The sequence below is a fragment of the Adhaeribacter sp. genome (assembly GCF_057359045.1).
In genome coordinates, this window is sequence record NZ_JBMQUD010000030.1 from 25,203 (window position 1) to 46,556 (window position 21,354).

32 protein-coding genes are annotated in these 21,354 nt (G+C 40.5%); 4 read left to right on the top strand and 28 right to left on the bottom strand.

The window, feature by feature from the left end:
* Window positions 1-69 precede the first annotated feature (69 nt).
* Window positions 70-582, bottom strand: coding sequence for a GNAT family N-acetyltransferase (locus tag ACO1R6_RS05120; RefSeq protein ID WP_486262755.1), 513 nt, complete (start codon window positions 580-582; stop codon window positions 70-72).
* 159 nt (window positions 583-741) lie between these two features.
* Window positions 742-1,521 (bottom strand): diaminopimelate epimerase, encoded by a 780-nt coding sequence (dapF, locus tag ACO1R6_RS05125; RefSeq protein WP_486262756.1) that lies wholly within the window; start codon window positions 1,519-1,521, stop codon window positions 742-744.
* Window positions 1,522-1,782: 261 nt separating this feature from the next.
* Between dapF and ACO1R6_RS05130 the strand changes: the two genes are divergently transcribed.
* The 3 genes from ACO1R6_RS05130 (at window position 1,783) to ACO1R6_RS05140 (ending at window position 4,829) form a co-directional block, all read left to right on the top strand.
* On the top strand, window positions 1,783-2,682 hold the full coding sequence (locus tag ACO1R6_RS05130; protein ID WP_486262758.1) for a class I SAM-dependent methyltransferase: 900 nt from the start codon (window positions 1,783-1,785) through the stop codon (window positions 2,680-2,682).
* 6 nt (window positions 2,683-2,688) lie between these two features.
* Window positions 2,689-3,630, top strand: a complete 942-nt coding sequence (locus tag ACO1R6_RS05135) for a Ppx/GppA phosphatase family protein (protein ID WP_486262759.1) — start codon at window positions 2,689-2,691, stop codon at window positions 3,628-3,630.
* 137 nt (window positions 3,631-3,767) lie between these two features.
* Window positions 3,768-4,829 (top strand): Ldh family oxidoreductase, encoded by a 1,062-nt coding sequence (locus tag ACO1R6_RS05140; RefSeq protein WP_486262761.1) that lies wholly within the window; start codon window positions 3,768-3,770, stop codon window positions 4,827-4,829.
* Between the two features lie 72 nt (window positions 4,830-4,901).
* On the opposite strand, the gene ACO1R6_RS05145 is transcribed toward ACO1R6_RS05140, so the two are convergent.
* Entirely contained in the window at window positions 4,902-5,726 is an 825-nt protein-coding gene (locus ACO1R6_RS05145) for a murein L,D-transpeptidase catalytic domain family protein (protein WP_486262763.1), read from the bottom strand.
* A 277-nt stretch (window positions 5,727-6,003) separates the two neighbouring features.
* Here ACO1R6_RS05145 and hscA point away from each other — a divergent pair, with 277 nt between their 5' ends.
* Entirely contained in the window at window positions 6,004-7,863 is a 1,860-nt protein-coding gene (gene hscA, locus ACO1R6_RS05150) for a Fe-S protein assembly chaperone HscA (RefSeq protein ID WP_486262765.1), read from the top strand.
* Between the two features lie 99 nt (window positions 7,864-7,962).
* On the opposite strand, the gene ACO1R6_RS05155 is transcribed toward hscA, so the two are convergent.
* The 25 genes from ACO1R6_RS05155 to rplP form a co-directional block, all read right to left on the bottom strand.
* A complete protein-coding gene (locus ACO1R6_RS05155) occupies window positions 7,963-8,268 on the bottom strand; it encodes an FtsB family cell division protein (RefSeq protein ID WP_486262766.1) in 306 nt (101 codons plus the stop codon).
* Window positions 8,269-8,346: 78 nt separating this feature from the next.
* On the bottom strand, window positions 8,347-9,624 hold the full coding sequence (gene eno / locus ACO1R6_RS05160; protein ID WP_486262768.1) for a phosphopyruvate hydratase: 1,278 nt from the start codon (window positions 9,622-9,624) through the stop codon (window positions 8,347-8,349).
* Window positions 9,625-9,679: 55 nt separating this feature from the next.
* Window positions 9,680-10,795: a glutamine-hydrolyzing carbamoyl-phosphate synthase small subunit gene (gene carA, locus ACO1R6_RS05165; RefSeq protein WP_486262769.1), complete on the bottom strand. Its 1,116-nt coding sequence runs from the start codon at window positions 10,793-10,795 to the stop codon at window positions 9,680-9,682.
* 79 nt (window positions 10,796-10,874) lie between these two features.
* Window positions 10,875-11,369: a 50S ribosomal protein L17 gene (gene rplQ / locus ACO1R6_RS05170; protein ID WP_486262771.1), complete on the bottom strand. Its 495-nt coding sequence runs from the start codon at window positions 11,367-11,369 to the stop codon at window positions 10,875-10,877.
* Window positions 11,370-11,442: 73 nt separating this feature from the next.
* Window positions 11,443-12,432, bottom strand: a complete 990-nt coding sequence (locus tag ACO1R6_RS05175; RefSeq protein ID WP_486262773.1) for a DNA-directed RNA polymerase subunit alpha — start codon at window positions 12,430-12,432, stop codon at window positions 11,443-11,445.
* Window positions 12,433-12,473: 41 nt separating this feature from the next.
* Window positions 12,474-13,079: a 30S ribosomal protein S4 gene (gene rpsD / locus ACO1R6_RS05180; protein ID WP_486262775.1), complete on the bottom strand. Its 606-nt coding sequence runs from the start codon at window positions 13,077-13,079 to the stop codon at window positions 12,474-12,476.
* Window positions 13,080-13,130: 51 nt separating this feature from the next.
* Window positions 13,131-13,523 (bottom strand): 30S ribosomal protein S11, encoded by a 393-nt coding sequence (rpsK, locus tag ACO1R6_RS05185; protein WP_486262777.1) that lies wholly within the window; start codon window positions 13,521-13,523, stop codon window positions 13,131-13,133.
* 10 nt (window positions 13,524-13,533) lie between these two features.
* Window positions 13,534-13,911 (bottom strand): 30S ribosomal protein S13, encoded by a 378-nt coding sequence (gene rpsM / locus ACO1R6_RS05190; RefSeq protein ID WP_486262778.1) that lies wholly within the window; start codon window positions 13,909-13,911, stop codon window positions 13,534-13,536.
* 9 nt (window positions 13,912-13,920) lie between these two features.
* Window positions 13,921-14,037: a type B 50S ribosomal protein L36 gene (ykgO, locus tag ACO1R6_RS05195; protein WP_191040229.1), complete on the bottom strand. Its 117-nt coding sequence runs from the start codon at window positions 14,035-14,037 to the stop codon at window positions 13,921-13,923.
* Window position 14,038: 1 nt separating this feature from the next.
* Complete coding sequence (gene infA / locus ACO1R6_RS05200) at window positions 14,039-14,257, bottom strand: translation initiation factor IF-1 (RefSeq protein ID WP_486262780.1); 219 nt, start codon at window positions 14,255-14,257, stop codon at window positions 14,039-14,041.
* 6 nt (window positions 14,258-14,263) lie between these two features.
* Window positions 14,264-15,031: a type I methionyl aminopeptidase gene (gene map / locus ACO1R6_RS05205; RefSeq protein WP_486262782.1), complete on the bottom strand. Its 768-nt coding sequence runs from the start codon at window positions 15,029-15,031 to the stop codon at window positions 14,264-14,266.
* 2 nt (window positions 15,032-15,033) lie between these two features.
* Window positions 15,034-16,350, bottom strand: a complete 1,317-nt coding sequence (secY, locus tag ACO1R6_RS05210; protein WP_486262783.1) for a preprotein translocase subunit SecY — start codon at window positions 16,348-16,350, stop codon at window positions 15,034-15,036.
* A gap of 8 nt (window positions 16,351-16,358) precedes the next feature.
* Window positions 16,359-16,805, bottom strand: coding sequence for a 50S ribosomal protein L15 (gene rplO, locus ACO1R6_RS05215; protein WP_486262785.1), 447 nt, complete (start codon window positions 16,803-16,805; stop codon window positions 16,359-16,361).
* Window positions 16,806-16,812: 7 nt separating this feature from the next.
* Window positions 16,813-16,986, bottom strand: coding sequence for a 50S ribosomal protein L30 (rpmD, locus tag ACO1R6_RS05220; RefSeq protein ID WP_486262787.1), 174 nt, complete (start codon window positions 16,984-16,986; stop codon window positions 16,813-16,815).
* 4 nt (window positions 16,987-16,990) lie between these two features.
* Window positions 16,991-17,509 carry a 30S ribosomal protein S5 gene (gene rpsE, locus ACO1R6_RS05225; protein WP_486262789.1) on the bottom strand — a complete coding sequence of 173 codons (519 nt, stop codon included), beginning with the start codon at window positions 17,507-17,509 and terminating at the stop codon, window positions 16,991-16,993.
* A 3-nt stretch (window positions 17,510-17,512) separates the two neighbouring features.
* Window positions 17,513-17,863, bottom strand: coding sequence for a 50S ribosomal protein L18 (gene rplR, locus ACO1R6_RS05230; RefSeq protein ID WP_486262791.1), 351 nt, complete (start codon window positions 17,861-17,863; stop codon window positions 17,513-17,515).
* 8 nt (window positions 17,864-17,871) lie between these two features.
* On the bottom strand, window positions 17,872-18,426 hold the full coding sequence (gene rplF / locus ACO1R6_RS05235; RefSeq protein ID WP_486262792.1) for a 50S ribosomal protein L6: 555 nt from the start codon (window positions 18,424-18,426) through the stop codon (window positions 17,872-17,874).
* 13 nt (window positions 18,427-18,439) lie between these two features.
* Entirely contained in the window at window positions 18,440-18,838 is a 399-nt protein-coding gene (gene rpsH, locus ACO1R6_RS05240) for a 30S ribosomal protein S8 (protein WP_486262794.1), read from the bottom strand.
* A gap of 82 nt (window positions 18,839-18,920) precedes the next feature.
* Window positions 18,921-19,190 carry a 30S ribosomal protein S14 gene (gene rpsN, locus ACO1R6_RS05245; RefSeq protein ID WP_486262796.1) on the bottom strand — a complete coding sequence of 90 codons (270 nt, stop codon included), beginning with the start codon at window positions 19,188-19,190 and terminating at the stop codon, window positions 18,921-18,923.
* Window positions 19,191-19,193: 3 nt separating this feature from the next.
* The gene (rplE, locus tag ACO1R6_RS05250) at window positions 19,194-19,748 is read right to left on the bottom strand and encodes a 50S ribosomal protein L5 (RefSeq protein ID WP_486262798.1); all 555 of its coding nucleotides are present in this window, start codon (window positions 19,746-19,748) and stop codon (window positions 19,194-19,196) included.
* Window position 19,749: 1 nt separating this feature from the next.
* Window positions 19,750-20,079, bottom strand: a complete 330-nt coding sequence (rplX, locus tag ACO1R6_RS05255) for a 50S ribosomal protein L24 (protein WP_486262799.1) — start codon at window positions 20,077-20,079, stop codon at window positions 19,750-19,752.
* 1 nt (window position 20,080) lies between these two features.
* Complete coding sequence (rplN, locus tag ACO1R6_RS05260) at window positions 20,081-20,449, bottom strand: 50S ribosomal protein L14 (protein WP_146894474.1); 369 nt, start codon at window positions 20,447-20,449, stop codon at window positions 20,081-20,083.
* A gap of 1 nt (window position 20,450) precedes the next feature.
* Window positions 20,451-20,708 (bottom strand): 30S ribosomal protein S17, encoded by a 258-nt coding sequence (gene rpsQ, locus ACO1R6_RS05265; RefSeq protein ID WP_486262801.1) that lies wholly within the window; start codon window positions 20,706-20,708, stop codon window positions 20,451-20,453.
* 8 nt (window positions 20,709-20,716) lie between these two features.
* A complete protein-coding gene (rpmC, locus tag ACO1R6_RS05270; protein ID WP_486262803.1) occupies window positions 20,717-20,920 on the bottom strand; it encodes a 50S ribosomal protein L29 in 204 nt (67 codons plus the stop codon).
* 5 nt (window positions 20,921-20,925) lie between these two features.
* Window positions 20,926-21,345 (bottom strand): 50S ribosomal protein L16, encoded by a 420-nt coding sequence (rplP, locus tag ACO1R6_RS05275; protein WP_486262804.1) that lies wholly within the window; start codon window positions 21,343-21,345, stop codon window positions 20,926-20,928.
* Window positions 21,346-21,354 lie beyond the last annotated feature (9 nt).

Consider the following 21,354-nt stretch of genomic DNA (forward strand, 5'->3'; position numbering starts at 1 on the left):
AGAGGATGATTACAGCTATAAAGTGCTGGGTACACTAATTATTGATAATGCTCAGCCTAATTAAAGTATCTAAAATATCTTCTGGTATTCTTCTACGTCTTCCCAACCCACGGGAGTTCTGAGCCATTGTTTCCGAAGGCCAATTAGGGTAAAACCTACTCCCCGGAAGAGCCGCAGGCTAGCTTGGTTACTCACTGGTATGGTGCAATATACCTGGTGCAGCAGTAAAATTTGCTGGCAGTAGTGCAAAAATAATTCTAATGCATTACGGGCTATTTTTTGTTGCCGGTAGTCTGCATCGATTATAATGCCAATACCGGCCCGCTGGTGCTGGGGTTCAAAATCGTATAAATCTATGGCACCAATCGGCTGGTGATTGGGAGTACAGATTATAAGACGTAATTGCCGGGCACTGTAAATATCAGCGGCATTCTCTAAATACTTTTCCAGGAGTTCCTTCGCAAAAGGAGCAACTGTATTACTTACCCGCCAAACCTGCACGTCGTTTTCCAAACGGTACAAAAAGTCCAGATCGGTACTTTCCAAAGCCCTTAAGTACAACAAATCTGATTTCAGGAACACGGTTTTAGTTGTTAGCGCTTAGTTATTAGAGATTAGCTTTTAGATGTTAATTATAAGTTAGTAAGTATTTATTGCCTGGTAAATTACTGTAAAATACATAACCATTGTTAAAGCTTGTAGTAATTTTAAAAATTATTACTAACTACTAATAGCTAACAGCTAAATACTAATCTTTCCTTCAAACACCAAAACGGCCGGGCCAATCAGGTAAATATCTGTAACCTGCTCGCCTTGCCGGTTAAAGGCCACTTCTAGGTTGCCGCCCAAGGTTTTAATTTTTACCGGACTAGCCTGCCCCCGGAAAGAAGCGGCAATTGCAGCAGCCGTTACGCCTGTTCCACAAGAAAAAGTTTCGTCTTCTACACCTCGCTCGTACGTGCGTACAAACATGGGTTCATCGGCTGCAGGTAACTGGGCAAAATTCACATTGGTACCTTCGGCCCGGAAGCGATCGTTGTACCGGATACTCCGCCCTTTTTCAAATACTTCGTAACTGCTCAGGACATCTACAAACGCTACGTAGTGCGGCGAACCGGTATTTAAATAATAGAAACTGTCAGCACATTCAATGGTCTGCACGTCGTTCATTTTTAACGAAATATCTCCATTAGGCAAAATAGTTGCGTAATGATCGCCGTCGGCAGCCAGAAAATAAGCTTTGTCAGTAATAACGCCAAGCTGCTTTGCAAACTGCACCGTACACCGTCCCCCATTTCCGCACATCGAGCCTAAACGCCCATCAGCATTAAAATAAACCATTTCAAAATCGTAGCCGGGTCGGTTTTGCAATAAAATCAGCCCATCGGCTCCAATACCTAAACGGCGTTCGCATAAGTGCGCCACCAAAGCTTGGTCGTTCCGGTCAAAATGTTCCTGCCGGTTATCAATCATTACAAAGTCGTTGCCGGTGCCCTGGTATTTATAAAAAGTAATTTCCATAATAATCTAAATGGTACTACGTACGAGCCGTTAAATTACACACCGCAGAAATAAACGAGCAAAGGTTTTTAGTGGGATAAACCTGTACCGGGTACTAAACCGTTAAGCCCTACTTAATTTATGCTTATATTTGCCGCGCTGTTTTTATATTTTTTTTGTAAAGATAAAATATTAAAGCCGCAATTTAGCCGCAGGCAGGTACAATTCGTAAATGTCGGGTTTAAAATGATTATTTAATAGTTTAAGCAGGATATTAGTTGCATGTATACCTTTCTGACGGTACAAGACTGGGCAGACTACGAACTACTCGATTCCGGTGATTTTGAGAAACTGGAAAGATTTGGGCAGTATGTTTTGGCGCGCCCCGAGCCGCAGGCCATCTGGAGTAAAAGTTTACCCAATGCCGAATGGGACCGGTTGGCGCAAGCAGTTTTTAAAAAAGAAAAAGGCAGTTCCGAAAAAGGCCAATGGCTCCTGAAAAAAGGGATGCCGGAGCAATGGTTTATCTCTTATAATTACCAAAACCTAAACCTGCGTTTCCGGCTGGGATTATCGTCTTTTAAACACGTAGGTTTGTTTCCGGAGCAAGCGCCCAACTGGCAATTTATTTACAACCAAACCCAACAGTTACAAACAGCTAAGCCCAAGGTTTTAAATATGTTTGCTTATACCGGCGGGGCTTCTTTGGCCGCGCGGGCAGCCGGTGCCGATGTTACACACCTAGATGCTGTAAAGGCCGTAAATTACTGGGCACGCGAAAACATGGAAGCCAGTAATTTAAGCGATATCCGGTGGCTGGTAGAAGATGCCATGAAATTTGCCCGTCGTGAAGTAAAAAGAGGCAACAAATACCAGGGCTTAATTCTGGACCCGCCGGCTTATGGCCGCGGCCCAAACGGCGAAAAATGGCAAATAGAAGACGAGCTAAACGAACTCATGTACCTGTGCAGCCAACTAATTGACCCTCAAGACAATTTCTTTCTGATTAACTTATACTCGCTGGGCTTTTCGGCTTTTATTTTGGAAAACCTGGTAAACCAGCATTTTGCTACCGAGTCGCGGCAAATGCCGGAATTTGGAGAACTTTATCTTCTGGATAAAACCGCGCATAAGCTACCTTTGGGTACCTTTTACCGGTTTAGTACGCACAGCAAAATTTAGACGAAAATGGAAGAAACCAAACGGCTGGCATTAATTGATATGGGAACCAACACGTTTCACCTGCTGATTGTAGCGGTAGAAAACAGCAATGTTCCCCAAACGTTGTTAAAAATAAAAGAACCGGTAAAGTTAGGCGAAGGCGGTATCAGCCACGGCGAAATAACCCCGGCAGCTTTTAATCGGGCCCTCCAAACCATTAAGCAGTTTAAAGAATTAATAAACCAGCACCAAGTGCAACAGGTTACCGCCTTAGCCACCAGCGCCGTACGCAATGCCGCTAACGGCCCCGATTTGGTAGCAACTATTGCGGGGCAAACCGGCATAAATGTAGAAGTAATTACCGGCGACCGCGAAGCAGAACTCATCTATTACGGTGTTAAAGCAGCCCTCGAAATTGGTACTGAAAAAAGCCTGATTATAGACATTGGCGGCGGCAGTGTAGAATTTATCATTTGCAACGATCACCAAATATTCTGGAAACAAAGTTTTGAAATTGGTGCCCAGCGCTTGCTCGATAAATTTTTTATTACCGATCCTATTTCGGAGCATTCGGTAGAAGCATTAAAAATTTATTTGCAGGAACAATTAGTACCATTAACCGAAGCTGTGGAGAGATGTCAGCCTACCGCCTTAATTGGTTCCTCGGGTTCGTTCGATACGCTATGCGACATCCATACCCAACGTTCCGGCATTAACCGGGAGCAGGATACCAGCCCGGAAGCCGATTTGGCGCTGGCCGATTTTTACGAAATTTATGAGGAAATACTACGGAAAACCCGGCCCGAACGCTTGGCGATACCGGGTATGCTGGCCATGCGCGTAGACATGATTGTAGTAGCCGTAATCCTGATTGATTTTGTGCTGGAAAATTATGCGCTAAATAAAATCCGGGTTTCGGCGTACGCCCTAAAAGAAGGCATGCTCCAGCAATTACTGCACAACGATTAAAATTATCGGCGTATACCTTTATAGCCGGTAAAACTATATTTTATTTTTAGCATCACCTTTAATTTAATCTTGCAATTACCTTCCCGGATATTTATATACTAATAACAACTTTATTCATTTATTAACCGCAGCTTTCAATGTTTTCTTATCCTGTTCTGCATCAGTTTACCCAAAATATATTCCAGAGCATTGGTTTATCCTTAGAAGATGCCACCCTGGCAACCGATGTACTGCTTTCCGCCGATTTGCGGGGCATCGACTCGCACGGTGTTGCCCGCTTATCGGGTTATGTACGCTTATGGGAAGCCGGCCGGATAAATGCGCAACCCAACATACAAGTGGTACACGAAACCCCCAGCACAGCAGTAGTAGACGGTGACCGTGGCCTGGGATTAGTAGTTGGGCCCAAAGCCATGCAAATTATTATAGATAAAGCCAAGCAGGTAGGCACCGGCTGGGTATCGGTTAAAAATTCTAACCATTTTGGTATTGCTGGTTACCATGCCATGCTGGCGCTGGCCCACGATATGATTGGTTTAGCTATGACAAATGCTAGCCCGTTGGTAGCACCCACGTTTTCGGTAGAAAGATTATTAGGTACCAATCCCATCGCGGTAGCCATTCCGGCCAATGAACAACCTGCATTTGTGGCCGATTTAGCCACTACTACGGCTGCTAACGGTAAACTAGAAATATTACAACGGAAAGGATTAGATGCCCCCTTGGGCTGGATTCAGGATGCTGCCGGTCAAAACACCACCGATACGCACGCATTAAAACACGGCGGTGCCTTAATGCCTTTGGGCGGCGAACATGGTAGCCACAAAGGCTATGCTTTAGGAGCTATTGTTGATATATTTTCAGCGGTTTTATCGGGTGCCAATTACGGGCCGTGGGTACCGCCGTTTGTAAGCTTTTTGCCTTTACCAACCAACCCGGTGGGCGAAGGTATTGGTCATTTTTTTGGCGCCATGCGCGTAGATGCTTTCCGGCCGGCCGATGAATTTAAATCCCACATGGATAACTGGATAAATACTTTCCGCTCCGCCAAAACAAAAGAAGGTCAGGAAGCCGTACTTATTCCGGGTGATCCGGAGCGCAAAACTTCTGAAGAAAGATTAAAAACCGGCATTCCGCTCTTAGAACCCGTGGTAAAAGACCTGGAAGCTTTAGGGAAAAGATTTAACGTAAACTTTTAATATACTGCAAATAAAAGCCGCCGCTCTTATTCTATAAAAGCGGCGGTTTTTATTTTATTAGCTCTTATGTAATTAAATATCGGCTACGGGAGAAATCTCTGAAAAAAAGGAATTCATAGCTACATCGGTATTTAAAAACTGAGAATCATAATCAGCGTTAGAAGCGTGCAGGTATAATACCGAACCACCTTTAATGGTATTGATAACTTCCCGGTAATTTTCCATAGGTAATGCCGGACATCCCTGGCTCCGGCCCAATCTGCCGTGCTGCTTCACAAATGCTTCACTTACATAATCAGCACCGTGTACTACAACATTCCGGTCAAAAGCATTGGTGTTGTATTCCTCGTCCAGGCCGCTTAATTTCAACGACAAGCCGTGTTTACCCATATAGGTATCTTGCGTTACGTAAAAGCCCAAACTACTCATTTCTGATTGGGGTACATTCGAAAATTTCTCAGCTCGTTCCCAGCCCGAGTTTTTCCCGTGTGCAACCAACGACTGGTGCAGAATTTTACGAGCACCTAAATCGATAACCCAAAATCTTTGCTCCGCCGAATGCTTATCAAAATCGGCAATGGTTAAAATATTTTTATTCTCTATTTTTCCGGCGTGTACCAGGTTTAAGAAGCCCACCATAGCCTTATTAAATACCTCTAAGTTTAAGCCAGCTTTCTCAAGACCTATTTCTTCGTACATGTTGTATACTTCCAATTCAAACTGCACAAATTTTAAGGCTTCGGCAGTAGGCGCATGAGTAGCCGCCTGCGGCTTATGGGCCATATTGCCGGCAGGCAACGGGAACTGGGCCAGGAAAAAGGAGGCAAACAACGGAATAGCTTTACGGGCGTGTTTCCGGTTCCACTTACTGCGCATTTTTTCTTTTTGTTTTTTCATGACACCAGGATTTAGAACAATCTCACCAGATATTCTTACGAATATTATCTTGTTGAGATACAATTATTTACCCTACTATAACATTCTATACATCTAAATAATTCAAATAATACAGTTTTATTAATATAGTACTATACCATTATAGCTTAATATTAAAGTTACCTTAGCGGCTTTTACTACTATTCAAAATGGTGGTTTTTAAACGCTTCTCGTTAACTTTATGCTTAATTTTGCTGTTTCATATTCGCTTTAATGAAAGCACTTACGTTAATTCAAAATGGCTAAAGTCGCAATAAACCTGTCTACGGGTACAATACAAAAAGAAGAAATTATTGTTGGTATAGATTTGGGTACAACCAATAGTCTGGTAGCTTACTTTCATCCGGAAGAAAACAGGCCTATTGCCATTAACGACCAAGGTTTGGGTACCATTGTACCCTCGGTGGTGCACTTTGTCCCGGCCGGTGAAGTACTGGTGGGCAACGAGGCCAAAGAATATCTAATTACCGATCCTGCCCATACGATTTATTCGGTAAAGCGTTTGCTGGGTAAATCTTACCATGACTTAGGCAACCACAAAAATTATTTCGGCTATAAAATTATTGATGATAATACCGAAGGCTTAGTTAAAATACGGGTCGGCGACCAGTTTTATTCTCCGATTGAGCTATCGGCCGAAATATTAAAAGAACTGCGTAAACGTGCCGAACACGCCTTAAAAACGCCGGTAAACCGCGCGGTAATTACGGTACCGGCGTACTTTAACGATTCGCAGCGCCAGGCTACCCGCGATGCCGGCAAACTAGCGGGGTTAGAGGTTTTGCGCATTGTAAACGAACCAACGGCGGCTTCGCTGGCTTATGGCATTGGCTTAGACCCTGCCGAAGAAAAAACCATTGCCGTTTATGATTTAGGCGGAGGTACTTTCGATATTTCTATTCTGCGCATTCAGCAAGGAATATTTGAAGTTTTAAGTACCAACGGCGATACTTATTTAGGTGGCGATGATTTTGACCGGGCTATAGTAGATTACTGGCTCCAGGAAAATAATATTCCGGCTGCGGAATTGACCGAAAATAAAGAATTAGCCCAGAGCTTGCGTTTAAAAGCTGAAGAAGCAAAAAAAGCCTTAAGCTCTGCAGATGAATATTCGGCTACATTGGGCCAGGTAAACTGTCGGTTATTCCGCGCAACTTTTGAAGCACTTATTAGCCCTACTGTAGAAAGAACCATAAAGGCCTGCCAGCAAGCCATGGCCGATGCCAATTTGCAAAAACAGGCCATAGATGCCGTGGTAATGGTGGGCGGCTCTACGCGGGTTCCGTTGGTTTACCGCACCGTTTCCGACTTTTTCGGCAAAGAAGCTAATAACTCACTTAACCCCGACGAAGTAGTAGCTTTGGGAGCCGCCATTCAGGCCGATGTATTGGCCGGTAACCGCAAAGATATTTTACTATTAGATGTAACACCGCTTACATTGGGTATCGAGACCATGGGCGGTTTAATGGATAGTATTATTCCGCGTAACTCTAAAATACCTACCAAAGCCGGCCGACAATATACCACTTCTATCGATAGTCAGGTAAATATGAAAATAGCCGTGTACCAGGGCGAGCGCGACCTGGTAAAAGAAAACCGGAAACTGGCTGAATTTAATTTAACCGGTATACCTGCTATGCCGGCCGGCTTGCCTAAAGTAGATGTTAATTTTATTTTAAACGCCGATGGTATTTTAAAAGTAGAAGCCATTGAACTGCGTTCGGGTGTAAAACAGCAGGTAGAAGTAAAACCCCAGTATGGCCTTACTGACGCCCAAGTAGAACAAATGTTACTCGATTCGGTAATGCACGCCCGCGAAGATGTTGCTACCCGCATGGTAATTGAAGCCCGTACTACCGCCGAACAATTACTTTACCAGGTTGATAGGTTTGTGCAAAAAAACCAGGTACACTTAACCCCTGCCGAATTGGAATTAACAGCTCAGAAAAGAAAATCCGTAGCCGAAATATTAAATTCCGGCGACAAAGATGCCATTCTGAAAGCAGTAGACGAATTAGAAGAAACTACCCGGCCATTTGCTGAGCGCGTAATGGATATTTCGATAAAAGAAGCCATGACCGGCAAGAAAATAGAATAAAAATATTCCACACTTTTGCTTAATCAAAAAGGCCGTCTAAGATTAGGCGGCCTTTTTGATTTATATGCTTTATTCTTTTACAGCTTACTATCACACAATTTATTTGTGTTTATCTTCTGTTTTCATAATAATAAATAAATCTTCAGTCGGCCTTTTCATTTGATACTTTTCTCGGGCATACTTTTCCAGGAGCTCAGAATTACTCAGCAATTCCTCTCTATCTTGTTGCACTTCGGCAATTTTATGCTGATAGTGTTCCTTTTCATCTTCCAGATCACTTAGTTTTTTGCTCATGTGATACTGGGTTACAAAATCATTCGAATCAAAAAACACCATCCAAACCAGGAAGAACAAGGTAAAAAGAAAATAAAAGCTTCGGAAAAACTTTGGGATTCTATTTAACATACGCATAAGCTCTAATGAAAAAGGGCTGCCAAACCACTGGTTTAACAGCCCCTAAATTAAAAAATTCCGGGTTATAAATTACATTTTTTTACCGGGGAAGTAAGCCGTTTCGCCTAATTCTTCCTCAATCCGGAGCAATTGGTTGTATTTAGCCATCCGGTCGGAGCGAGAAGCCGAACCAGTTTTAATCTGTCCGGTATTTAAAGCTACGGCTAAGTCAGCAATTGTATTGTCTTCGGTTTCGCCGGAACGGTGCGACATAATGCTCTTGTAACCATTTCTGCGACCTAAATTTATAGCATCAATAGTTTCGGTAAGCGTACCAATCTGATTTACTTTAATCAGAATAGCATTGGCTATTTGCTGATCAATTCCCTGCTGCAAGCGATTAACGTTGGTAACAAATAAATCATCGCCTACTAACTGCGTAGTTTTACCAATAGATTCTGTTAAAGCTTTCCAGCCACTCCAGTCATCTTCGTCCATACCGTCTTCAATAGAAATAATCGGGTATTTCTTACTCCAGTCGGTCCAGAAATTAACCATCTCCGAAGAAGTTAATTTATCGCCGGTCGATTTTTTGAAGTGGTAAGTTCCCGAAGAGGCATCGTAGAATTCCGAAGCCGCTGCATCCATGGCAATCATCACTTCCTCGCCGGGCTTGTAACCAGCTGTTTCGATGGCCTGCAATACCACTTTGATGGCTTCTTCGTTAGATTTAATATTTGGTGCAAAACCACCTTCGTCGCCTACGTTAGTAGATAAACCTTGCTTGTGCAATACATTTTTCAGGTGGTGGAATATTTCAGAACCCCAGCGCAATGCTTCTGAGAAAGAAGGGGCACCCACCGGCATAATCATAAACTCCTGGAAATCGATAGAATTATCGGCATGGCTACCACCATTCAAAATATTCATCATAGGTACCGGTAAAGTATTTGCATTTACTCCACCTACATAGCGGTACAACGGCATATCTACCTCCTGGGCAGCAGCCCGGGCAATGGCCAATGACACCCCTAATATGGCATTAGCACCTAATTTACCTTTATTGGTTGTACCATCTAACTCCAGCATTATTTTATCTAATAAGCTTTGTTCCAGCACACTAAACCCGATTAATTCTTCGGCAATGATATTGTTTACATTAGTAACAGCCTGCAATACACCCTTACCCATGTATTTAGATTTATCACCGTCGCGCAACTCTACTGCTTCGTGTTTACCAGTAGATGCACCGGATGGTACTGCCGCCCGGCCTAAAAATCCATTTTCGGTAATTACATCAACTTCAACAGTAGGATTTCCTCTGGAGTCGAAAATCTGGCGGGCGTGTATGCTCTCTATTAAACTCATTTTTATCAATAATTATAAGTGAAATTCAAAATTATTAAAACAACAACGTATAAGCCTATTCCTGGCCTTTATACTTTTTTAGCAGCTGAATAAATTCATCGAATAAATAAGCCGAATCGTGGGGGCCCGGAGAAGACTCTGGGTGATATTGCACCGAAAAAGCCGGTTTACCTTTAACCCGGATACCTTCTATGGTACCATCATTTAAGTTAATGTGGGTTATTTCTACTTTAGGGTTGTTCTTCACCTGGTCGGCATCTACCGCAAAACCGTGGTTTTGCGAGGTAACTTCGCACTTACCGGTAATTAAATTCTTAACCGGATGATTTAACCCCCGGTGACCATTGTGCATTTTGTAGGTAGATATTCCGTTTGCTTGCGCTAAAATCTGGTGCCCCATACAAATACCAAATAATGGCTTTTCCTCCACCAACATTTTGGTTACATTCTCTAGTGCCTGCGTAGTAGCCGCCGGATCGCCGGGTCCGTTAGAAATAAAATAGCCATCTGGTTCCCATTTTTCCATTTCTTCAAAACTGGTATCGTATGGGAATACCCGGCACTCGCAACCGCGTTGGGTAAAATTATTTAAAATATTCTTTTTAACCCCTAGGTCCAGAATGGCCACTTTAAATACTTTCTCTGGCGTATCAATATTATATTCCGACGTAGTGCTTACCTTAGAGGCTAATTCTAAACCATCCATAGAAGGGGTTTCTTTTAACCGCTGTTGCAGCGTTTCAATGTCGGTGCCGTCAGAAGAGATGATGGCATTCATGGCACCTTTACTCCGGATGTGCCGTACGAGTTCCCGGGTATCTATTTCACAAATGCCAATAATATTGGCTTGTTCAAAATATTCCTGTAAAGAACCTTCGGCTGATTTACGGGAGAAATAATCCGAAAATTCTTTACAAACCAAACCTTTGATTTGCACCTGTCCGGATTCTACTTCTTTCCGGACTACGCCATAATTACCCACATGTGGCACAGTAGTTATAATAATCTGGCCAAAGTAAGAAGGGTCGGTAAAAATTTCCTGATAACCGGTCATGCCCGTGTTAAAACATAGTTCACCGGAACTGGTACCAATTTGGCCTAAACTTTTACCCCGGTAAATTTTGCCATCTTCTAATAAAAGAACGGCTTCTGTACTTTTGATTTCTTTCATAATAATTCTATTACCGCAAAAATAAAAAAAGGGATATGATAAATATCATATCCCTTAAATTTATTACCTGAATAATTCTTTATTCTGCATCTGGAGTTTCAGTTGAAGCAGCAGGCGTTTCATTAGCAGTGTTAGCTGCACCTGAATCTTTTTTTCCACGAGAACGTCTTCTGGTTTTAGCTTTACCAGCCGGCGTAGTAGCAGCTACTAGATCTTCATTGAAATCAACCAACTCAATAATACACATATCGGCATTATCCCCTAAACGGCCACCTAACTTAAGTATACGGGTGTAACCTCCCGGGCGATTAGCAATTTTACCAGCTACTTCATCAAATAATTCTTTGATAGAATCTTTGTTTTGCAGGTAAGAAAAAACAATACGTCTGGAATGGGTGGTATCGTTCTTAGACTTTGTTAATAGTGGCTCTACAAATTTACGTAAAGCTTTAGCTTTGGCCACTGTTGTAGAAACGCGTTTATGCAATATTAAAGAGGATGCCATGTTTGATAACATAGCTTTCCGGTGCGCCGACGTTCTACCTAAATGGTTAATTTTTTTACCGTGTCTCATTTTACTTTTTGTGCACGTGCATACCGTCAATCAACCCAGTCGGGGATCGGGAATTATGCCGTTAATTAATTAATTAATCTTCGTCTAATTTATATTTGGAAAGATCCATTCCAAACGTAAGTCCTTTTTCCTGAACCAGGTTTTCCAACTCGGTTAAAGATTTTTTACCAAAGTTCCGGAACTTCATCATGTCCTGCATGTCTAATTGTACCAGGTCACCTAGAGTACGAATATCAGCAGCTTTCAAACAATTGTAAGCCCTAACTGATAAATCCATATCGTTTAAAGGTGTTTTAAGTACTTTACGCATGTGCAGCATTTCTTCGTCAACCGCTTCCTCTTCTTCAGGTTTCGCTGTTTCAAAAGTCATGGTATTATCAGAGAACAACATAAAGTGCTGAATCAGAATATGGGCTGCGCCTTTTAATGCATCTTCCGGATGAATAGATCCATCTGTCTGAATATCAATTAAAAGTTTTTCGTAGTCAGTTTTCTGTTCAACCCGGGTATTTTCAATGCTATATTTTACGTTTTTTATTGGCGTAAAAATGGCATCTATGGCAATTTGGCCAAATACCTGGTCATTTGGTTTGTTCTCTTCAGCCGGTACATAACCTCTTCCTTTCTGAATGGTTAATTCAAAATCTAAGGAAATACTGTTATCTAAATGGCAGATAACTAAGTCCGGGTTCAAAATCTGGAAACCATTGGTAAACCGGTCTATATCACCGGCGGTAAAAGTATCTTGATTTTTGATAGAAACCGTAATCTTATCTTCTATGGCATCGTTTATTTTTTTAAAACGAACCATTTTCAGATTAAGAATTATTTCTGATACATCTTCTATCACTCCTTCTATAGTAGAGAATTCATGCAGTACACTAGGAATACGCACCGAAGTAATAGCATAACCTTCCAATGAAGAAAGTAAAATTCTTCTGAGTGCGTTGCCAATGGTAACTCCATATCCCTTCTCTAAGGGTTTGAATTCAAATTGTCCATTAAAGTCGTCGGATTTCTCCATTACAACTTTCTCAGGCATTTGAAAGGCTAATATAGACATATAAGACTATTTTATTAGTTATAATTTTTACTAAGGAACTATTACTTAGAGTAAAGTTCCACAATTAATTGTTCCTGAATTTTCTCAGGAATCTGGTCGCGTTGCGGGGCAGAAATAAATTTACCTACCATTTCTTTACCATCCCACTCTAACCAGTTAAACTGGCGGGCATTGCGGGCTGATAAACTAGTGGTAATTGCCTCTAAAGATTTAGATTTCTCACGAACACCAATTGTTTGACCAGGCTTTAAAGAATATGAAGCAATATTTACTACTTCGCCATCTACAACAATATGTTTATGCAATACCAACTGACGGGCAGCACGCCGGGTTGGCGCAATACCTAAACGATAAACCGTATTATCTAAACGCGACTCGAGTAAAGCCAATAAGTTTTCACCGGTAATACCACCTTTACGGGCAGCTTTATCAAAAATATTAGCAAACTGTTTTTCTAAAATGCCATACAGGTATTTAGCTTTTTGCTTTTCCATTAATTGGATAGCGTATTCAGATTGCTTTTTTCTTCTGCCTCTGCCGTGCATGCCCGGAGGGTAAGCTTTCTTTTGTAAAGCTTTACTTGCACCAAAGATAGGCTCGTTAAATCTTCTGGAAATTTTGGTTTTTGGACCAGTATATCTTGCCATTTTTATCTACTATTTAAATAAAGCTAATAAACACCAGCTCTATTATTACTATTAAACTCTTCTCCGTTTTGGTGGCCGACAACCATTATGCGGCAGCGGGGTAACATCTTTAATGGTTGTTACTTCAATACCAGCATTTTGAACCGTTCTGATAGCAGACTCACGACCAGCACCCGGACCTTTAACAAAAACCTCTGCTTTACGCATACCCAGTTCATGTGCTACTTTAGCACAATCTGAGGCAGCCATTTGTGCGGCATAAGGGGTGTTCTTTTTAGAACCTTTAAATCCCATCTTACCAGCCGAAGCCCAGGAAATTACCTGACCATTGTTATTAGTAATAGAGATAATAATATTATTGAAAGAAGCTTTGATATGAACTTGTCCGGTAGACTCAACTACTACGACCCGTTTTTTAGCTTTATCTTTTCTCTTTTGAGCCATTTTATATTACTTATTTAGTAGCTTTTTTCTTATTAGCAACTGTTTTACGTTTCCCTTTTCTAGTGCGGGAATTGTTCTTAGTCCGCTGACCTCTCACAGGCAAGCCTTTTCTATGACGTAAACCTCTGTAGGAACCAATGTCCATCAAACGTTTAATGTGTAACTGCACCTCAGAACGCAATACACCTTCGGTTTTGTGTTCGGCTGCAATAACTGACCTGATAGCACCAGCTTCTTCTTCAGTCCACTCACTTACCTTTTTATCATAGCTTACGCCTGCTTTAGTAAGTATAGATTGCGATGCTCTACGGCCAATACCGTAAATATAAGTCAAGGCAATTTCGCCTCTTTTTTTATCCGGAATATCTACTCCTGCAATTCTAGCCATTTTTATAAATTAACCTTGTCTTTGTTTATACCGTGGGTTCTTCTTGTTGATAACATAAAGTTTACCCTTGCGCCGGATAATCTTACAGTCCTCACTTCTCTTTTTAACTGATGCTTTTACTTTCATTTTATTTGTATCGATAAACTATTCTTCCTTTGGATAAATCGTATGGCGACATTTCAATCTTTACTTTATCGCCAGGTAAAATTTTGATGTAGTGCATCCGCATTTTACCCGAAATATGCGAAACTACCTGGTGTCCATTTTCTAATTCAACCCGAAACATAGCATTAGACAATGCTTCTACAATGGTTCCGTCTTGTTCTATAGATGACTGTTTAGCCATATAATATTATGCCCGCTGCTCTATGTATTCAAAAGAGGTTAAAACTTCTGCTTTATCCTTTCTAATTACAATAGTATGTTCAAAATGAGCCGATGGTTTATTATCGCGTGTCCGAATTGTCCAGCCATCAGCTTCCTGAACAATATTTTTTGTTCCTAAATTAACCATTGGTTCCACTGCTAAAACTAGTCCGTTTTGCAACTTCAATCCTTGGCCGCGCTTACCATAGTTAGGCACTTCAGGTCCTTCGTGCAAGTTGCGACCAATTCCATGACCTACCAACTCTCTTACCACTGAAAAACCTTCTTTTTCAACTTCCTGCTGAATAGTAGCAGACATGTCACCCAGACGATTACCAGCTATTGCTTTTTCCAAACCTTTGTAGAGAGAAGCTTTGGTTACTTCCAACAACCGCTTCACATCCGGCGAAAGTTCTCCAACACCATGGGTGTAAGCGCAATCGCTATGAAAGCCATTTTTAAGAACACCACAATCAATAGAGACTATATCGCCACTTTTGATTATATATTTCCCCGGCATACCGTGTACAACAGCCGAATTGACCGAAATACACAAACTATAAGGAAACCCATTGTAATTTTTAAAGGAAGGTTTTCCGCCGTGATCCCGTATAAATTCTTCAGCTCGTTTGTCTAACTCTAAAGTTGTAACTCCTTCTTTGATTAAAGAAGCTACTTCGCCGTGAGCTTTACTTAAAACATCAGCACTCTCCCGGATAATCTGAATTTCTTCTTCTGTTTTGTAATTAACCATTATCAGGATGCCATCGCAATATTTTGCGTCCGGCCTTTCAACTTACCTGATTTCATCATACCATCGTAGTGACGCATTAACAAATAACTTTCAACCTGGTTAAGGGTATCTAACACTACACCTACCATAATAATAAGCGAGGTACCCCCAAAAAATGCTGAAAACTCACGCGTGATACCAAACAACATTGCAATAGAAGGTAATATAGCTATAATAGCCAAGAACAAAGCACCAGGTAAAGTAATACGATCCAAAACCTGACCAATGAATTCAGAAGTTGCTAAACCTGGTTTTATACCCGGTATAAAGCCGCCGCTTCTTTTTAAATCATTCGAAATTTGGTCGGGGTTTACACTTATAGCGGTATAGAAATAAGTGAATACAATGATTAGAATACCAAAAAGTAAATTATATTGCCATGATGTAAAATCAGAGAAGGTTGTGCCAATAGAAGCCGCTAATTCTGATGTATCACGCCATATCGAAGCTATCAATGATGGAATAAACATTAAAGATTGGGCAAATATAATGGGCATAACTCCCGCTGCATTCACTTTTAAAGGAATAAACTGGCGCTGACCACTATATTGTGTAGTTCCTCCTACTTGTTTAGCATATTGAATGGGTATCCGACGAATTGCTTGAGTAAGCATTACTACCGCCATTACCACAAAATACAGAACGATTAGTTCTAAAATAAATATTAAAGCTCCGTTCAGACGTTTAGAAAGAGCTTCTGCAATAAGGGCACCTGGCAAACGGGATACAATACCAATCATAATCAGCATAGATATACCATTACCAATACCTTTATCGGTAATTTTCTCGCCTAGCCACATACAAAACATGGTTCCGGCTGTTAAAACAAAAATAGAAGTTACCCCAAACCAAAAGGGATCAACTACTATCGCTTCAGCATTAATGGTTTGTATAAACCCAAATGATTGCGCAGCAGTGATAATAATGGTAAGTACCCGGGTGTATTGGTTGATTTTCTTTCTTCCGGATTCGCCTTCCTTCTGCAGTTTTTGAAAATAAGGTACCGCAATGGTTAAAAGCTGCAAAACAATAGAAGCAGAAATATATGGCATTATACCTAATGCAAAAATAGAAGCATTGCTAAATGCTCCTCCTAATAAGGTATCCAATAATCCAAATATTCCTTGCGAATTAGATTGTAACCGATTAGGGTCTATACCGGGTAAAACAACATAAGAACCAAGCCGGAATATTGCAATAAAGCCTAAGGTATTCAGAATACGAATCCTTAGGTCTTCAATTGCAAAAATGTTCTTAAAAGTTGTAATCAACTTCTTCATATAAGCTATTATAGCGAAACCACTTTACCACCTGCTTTTTCAATAGAAGCAATGGCAGCTTTAGAAAAAGCATGAGCATGAACCTCTACTGTACTGTTTAATTCTCCACGGCCTAAAATTTTAATTTTAGCATTTTTGGAAACTAAACCATGCGACTTTAAATAAGCAAAGTCAACTGTTTGGGCATTATCGCGCTCAACTAAAGATTGAATAACATCCAGGTTAATGCCTGCGTATTCAACCCGATTGAAGTTTTTAAAGCCAAATTTAGGAACCCGTCTTTGTAATGGCATCTGACCACCTTCAAAACCAGTTTTCTGGCTATAACCTGATCTGGATTTAGCTCCTTTATGACCACGGGTTGAAGTACCTCCTCTGCCGGAGCCTGTACCTCTACCAATTCTTTTTCTGTTTTTTACCGAACCTTCTGCAGGTTGTAGTGAACTTAAATTCATCTTATTATTATTTTACCTCAACCAGGTTATGAACTTTTTTGATCATACCCAAAATCTGAGGAGTTCCTTCTACCGTAACAGTCTTATTTATTTTGCCTAAACCTAAGGCCTGAATCGTCTTCTTCTGTCTTTCCGGACGATCAATAACACTTTTGATCTGAGTTATTGTTACTTGTGCCATAATACTAACCGTTAAAAACTTTTTGCAGACTTACTCCTCTTTGCTGGGCTACTGCTAATGGATCGCGCATTTTAGATAAAGCATCAAACGTAGCTTTAACTACATTATGCGGGTTAGAAGAACCTTTAGACTTTGCTAATACATCTCTAATACCTGCACTTTCTAGTACGGCGCGCATAGCACCGCCTGCCAATACACCTGTACCAGGTGCAGCAGGTTTAACAAGCACAAAACCACCAGAATATTTACCTTCCATGGCATGGGGAACAGTGTAATGATACATTGGTATCTTTACCAGATTTTTCTTCGCATCATCAATACCTTTGGCAATAGCATCGGTTACCTCATTAGCTTTACCTAAGCCATAACCAACTGTTCCATTGCCATCACCTACTACCACAATAGCAGAGAAACTAAATCTCCTACCACCTTTCACTACTTTAGCTACACGCTTGATCGCCACCACTTTTTCTTTGAGGTCAATCTCACTCGCTTTTACAACACGTATGTTATTTTGTGACATATATTAAAATTTAAGGCCGGCTTCTCTGGCACTATCTGCTAATGTTTTAATCCGACCATGATAAAGGTAACCTGAGCGGTCGAAAACTACTTCGGTAATACCTTTTTCTTGGGCTAAGGTAGCCAATTCTTTACCTACTGCCAAAGACAGCTCTGATTTTGCGGAATTATCTGAAGCAATTTTAGCAGAAGATACTGCTACTAATGTTTTACCCGCAATATCATCAATTAACTGCGCATAAATATTTTTATTACTTCTGAAAACCGATAGCCGTGGTCTTTCCGGAGTACCCGAAATTTTGCTCCGGATACTTTTCTTAATTCTGGTTCTTCTTTCTAATTTATTGATAGCCATGAAAGTTCTTATTTAGAAGCTGTTTTACCTGCTTTTCTTCTTACAACTTCATTAACAAACCGAACGCCTTTACCTTTGTAAGGCTCTACTTTTCTTAATGATCTGATTTTGGCAGCTACCTGTCCTAAAAGTTGCTTATCATTGGATTCTAAGGTAATCAGAGGAGCTTTACCTTTTTCAGTAACGGCAGTAGCTTTTACTTCAGCTGGCAGAGCCAGGAATATATTGTGGGAATAACCTAAAGATAACTCTAAAGTATTGTTAGCAACAGTTGCTTTAAAACCAACCCCAACCAATTCTAAAGATTCTTTATAACCTTCACTTACACCAACTACCATGTTATTGATTAAAGAACGATATAAACCGTGCATGGCTTTATGACGTTTTTGCTCAGTAGGGCGGGTAACTACTATATTACCATCTTCATTGGCAATGGTAATATCGCGGTCAACCAGAGTTGACAGGGTACCTTTAGGTCCTTTTATTGTAACTAAATTATTGTCGGCCAAAGTAAGTTCTACGTTGGCAGGCAAGGCGATGGGTAATTTACCTATACGTGACATGATTTACTCTTTTTTAATAAACGTAACACAAAACTTCACCACCCACATTCAGTTCTTTTGCCTCTTTCTCGGTAATAACACCTTTAGATGTAGACAAAATAGCTACGCCTAAACCGTTAAGTACCCGTGGCAAGTTTTCGTTATGAGTATATTTACGTAAACCAGGCTTACTTACTCTTTCCAGATTTACAATAGCAGATTGCTTTGTACTTGGATTATATTTGAGAGCTATTTTAATAGTTCCCTGTACACTAGAGTCATCAAACCGATAGCTTTGAATATACCCTTTCTCATGAAGTACTCTGGTTATTTCCTTCTTGATTTTGCTGCCCGGAATTTCAACCACCCGATGATTTGCTTTTATAGCATTTCTGAGTCTGGTTAAATAATCTGCTATTGGATCTGTATTCATTATAATAAAATTATTGTAGCTCTTTAAAAAGAGCCGCAAAGATACTAATATTTTTTAAATTAAATAACTTATTAGCAAAAAATTACCAGCTAGCTTTAGTTAAGCCAGGGATCTTTCCATCAGAAGCCATTTCGCGGAAAGTAACCCGGGAAATGCCAAACTTACGCATATAACCCCGTGGACGCCCGGTTAAGCGGCAACGGTTATGTAAGCGAATGGGAGAAGCATCTTTTGGTAATTTATCCAGGGCATCCCAGTCACCAGCTTCTTTTAATGCTTTTCTTTTTTCAGCATATTTAGCAACCATTTTCTGGCGCTTTAATTCTCTTGCTTTTACGGATTCTTTAGCCATTTTTTATTTCTTTAAATTAACGAATGGCATACCAAAAGCTTTCAGCAATTCGTAACTCTCTTCGTCGTTTTTAGCTGTGGTTACAAAAGTAATATCCATACCAGATATAGCTTTGATTTTATCTATGCTAATTTCCGGAAATATAATTTGCTCTTTAACGCCTAAGGTATAATTACCTCTGCCGTCAAAGCCTTTTTCACTGATACCTCTGAAGTCACGTACACGGGGTAATGCTATGGTCATTAAACGATCCATAAATTCATACATTCGCTCGCCACGTAAAGTTACTTTAGCACCAATCGGCATTCCTTCTCTTAACTTAAAGTTAGAAACGGAAGTTTTAGCTTTGGTTGGTACTGCTTTCTGGCCGGCAATGGTAGTTAATTCATCAACTCCGATATCAACTAATTTTTTATCCGAAACAGCATTGCCAATACCTTTGTTAATGCAAATTTTCTCTATGCGAGGTACTTGCATTATACTTTTATACTGAAACCGTTCTCTTAATTGTGGAACAATTTCTTTGGTATATTTTTCTTTTAAACGTGCAGTTGCCATATTAAATTAAATCTCCTGTCTTTTTAGAATAACGCTGCAGTTTACCATTATCGGCCAGTTTACGACCAGTTCTAACGGCGGTGCCAGAAGCATCTACTAACATTACATTACTTGCATGGATTGGAGCCTCTTGCTTAGATATACCACCATTCGGTGATTTAGCACTTGGTTTGTTATGCTTGGTTACCAAGTTAACACCTTCCACTATTACTTTATTTGTCTTGGTTTTAACGGAAACAACTCTTCCGGTTTTACCTTTATCGTCGCCGGCAATTACTTTAACAGTATCACCAGTTTTAACGTGCAATTTAACTTTTTCTAATTCTTTCATGCTACAATACCTCCGGAGCTAAAGAAACAATTTTCATGAACTGTTTTTCACGCAATTCTCTGGCTACTGGTCCAAATATACGGGTTCCTCTTGGCTCATCGTTATTATTTAACAATACCGCTGCATTGTCATCGAAACGAATATAAGAACCATCCTTGCGGCGAATTTCTTTTTTGGTTCTTACAACAACGGCTTTAGAAACAGAGCCTTTTTTAACGTTACCTGATGATAAAGCTGATTTTACAGTAACTATAATTTTATCGCCAATAGAGGCATATTTTTTTCCTGTACCGCCTAACACCCGGATAACTAAAACTTCTTTAGCTCCACTGTTATCGGCCACAGATAATCTTGATTCCTGCTGTACCATCTTATTTAGCTCTTTCTATAATTTCAACTAATCGCCAGTTCTTGCTCTTGCTCAAAGGCCGGGTTTCCATTATCCGGACTAAATCACCTTCGCCGCAATCGTTATTCTCGTCGTGGGCTTTAAACTTCGTAGATTTATTTACAAACTTCCCATAAATGGGATGTTTCATTTTGCTTTCTACGATTACGGTGATTGTCTTATTCATCTTATTGCTGACAACTCTACCGGTTCTTTCTTTTCTTAGATTTCTCTCTTCCATTTTCCTAATTATTTAGAAGTTCCCTCTAATTCTCTTTTTCTTAATTCGGTTTGTAACCGGGCAATTACTTTCCGGTTTTGGGTAATGCGCAGGGGGTTTTCTAAAGGAGAAATAGAATGGGCAAATCTCAGGCTTTGCCGGCTGGCAGTTTCCGCGCTAATTCGCTCTTTCAGCTCTTCTAAAGAGAGCGCTTGTATTTCTGAATATTTCATGACTTCTACTCAACGTAATCGTTACGTACAACAAATTTGGTTCTTACTGGTAATTTTTGAGCAGCTAATCTTAATGATTCCTGTGCAGTTTCCAAAGGCACACCATCTGATTCAAATAAAATGGTGCCTGGCTTAACTACTGCTACCCAATACTCAGGGGAACCTTTACCTTTACCCATCCGAACCTCGGCAGGCTTTTTAGTTATTGGTTTATCAGGAAATATTCTGATCCAAACCTGACCTTCCCGTTTCATGGCGCGGGTCATGGCAATACGAGCTGCTTCTATCTGACGGCTGGTTATCCAGGATGCTTCTAATGATTTTATAGCAAATGAACCAAAGGAAATGGTGCTACCACGGTGAGCAAGACCTCTTACTCTTCCTTTCTGCATTTTTCTATATACTGTCCTTTTCGGCTGTAACATCTTTTAAAA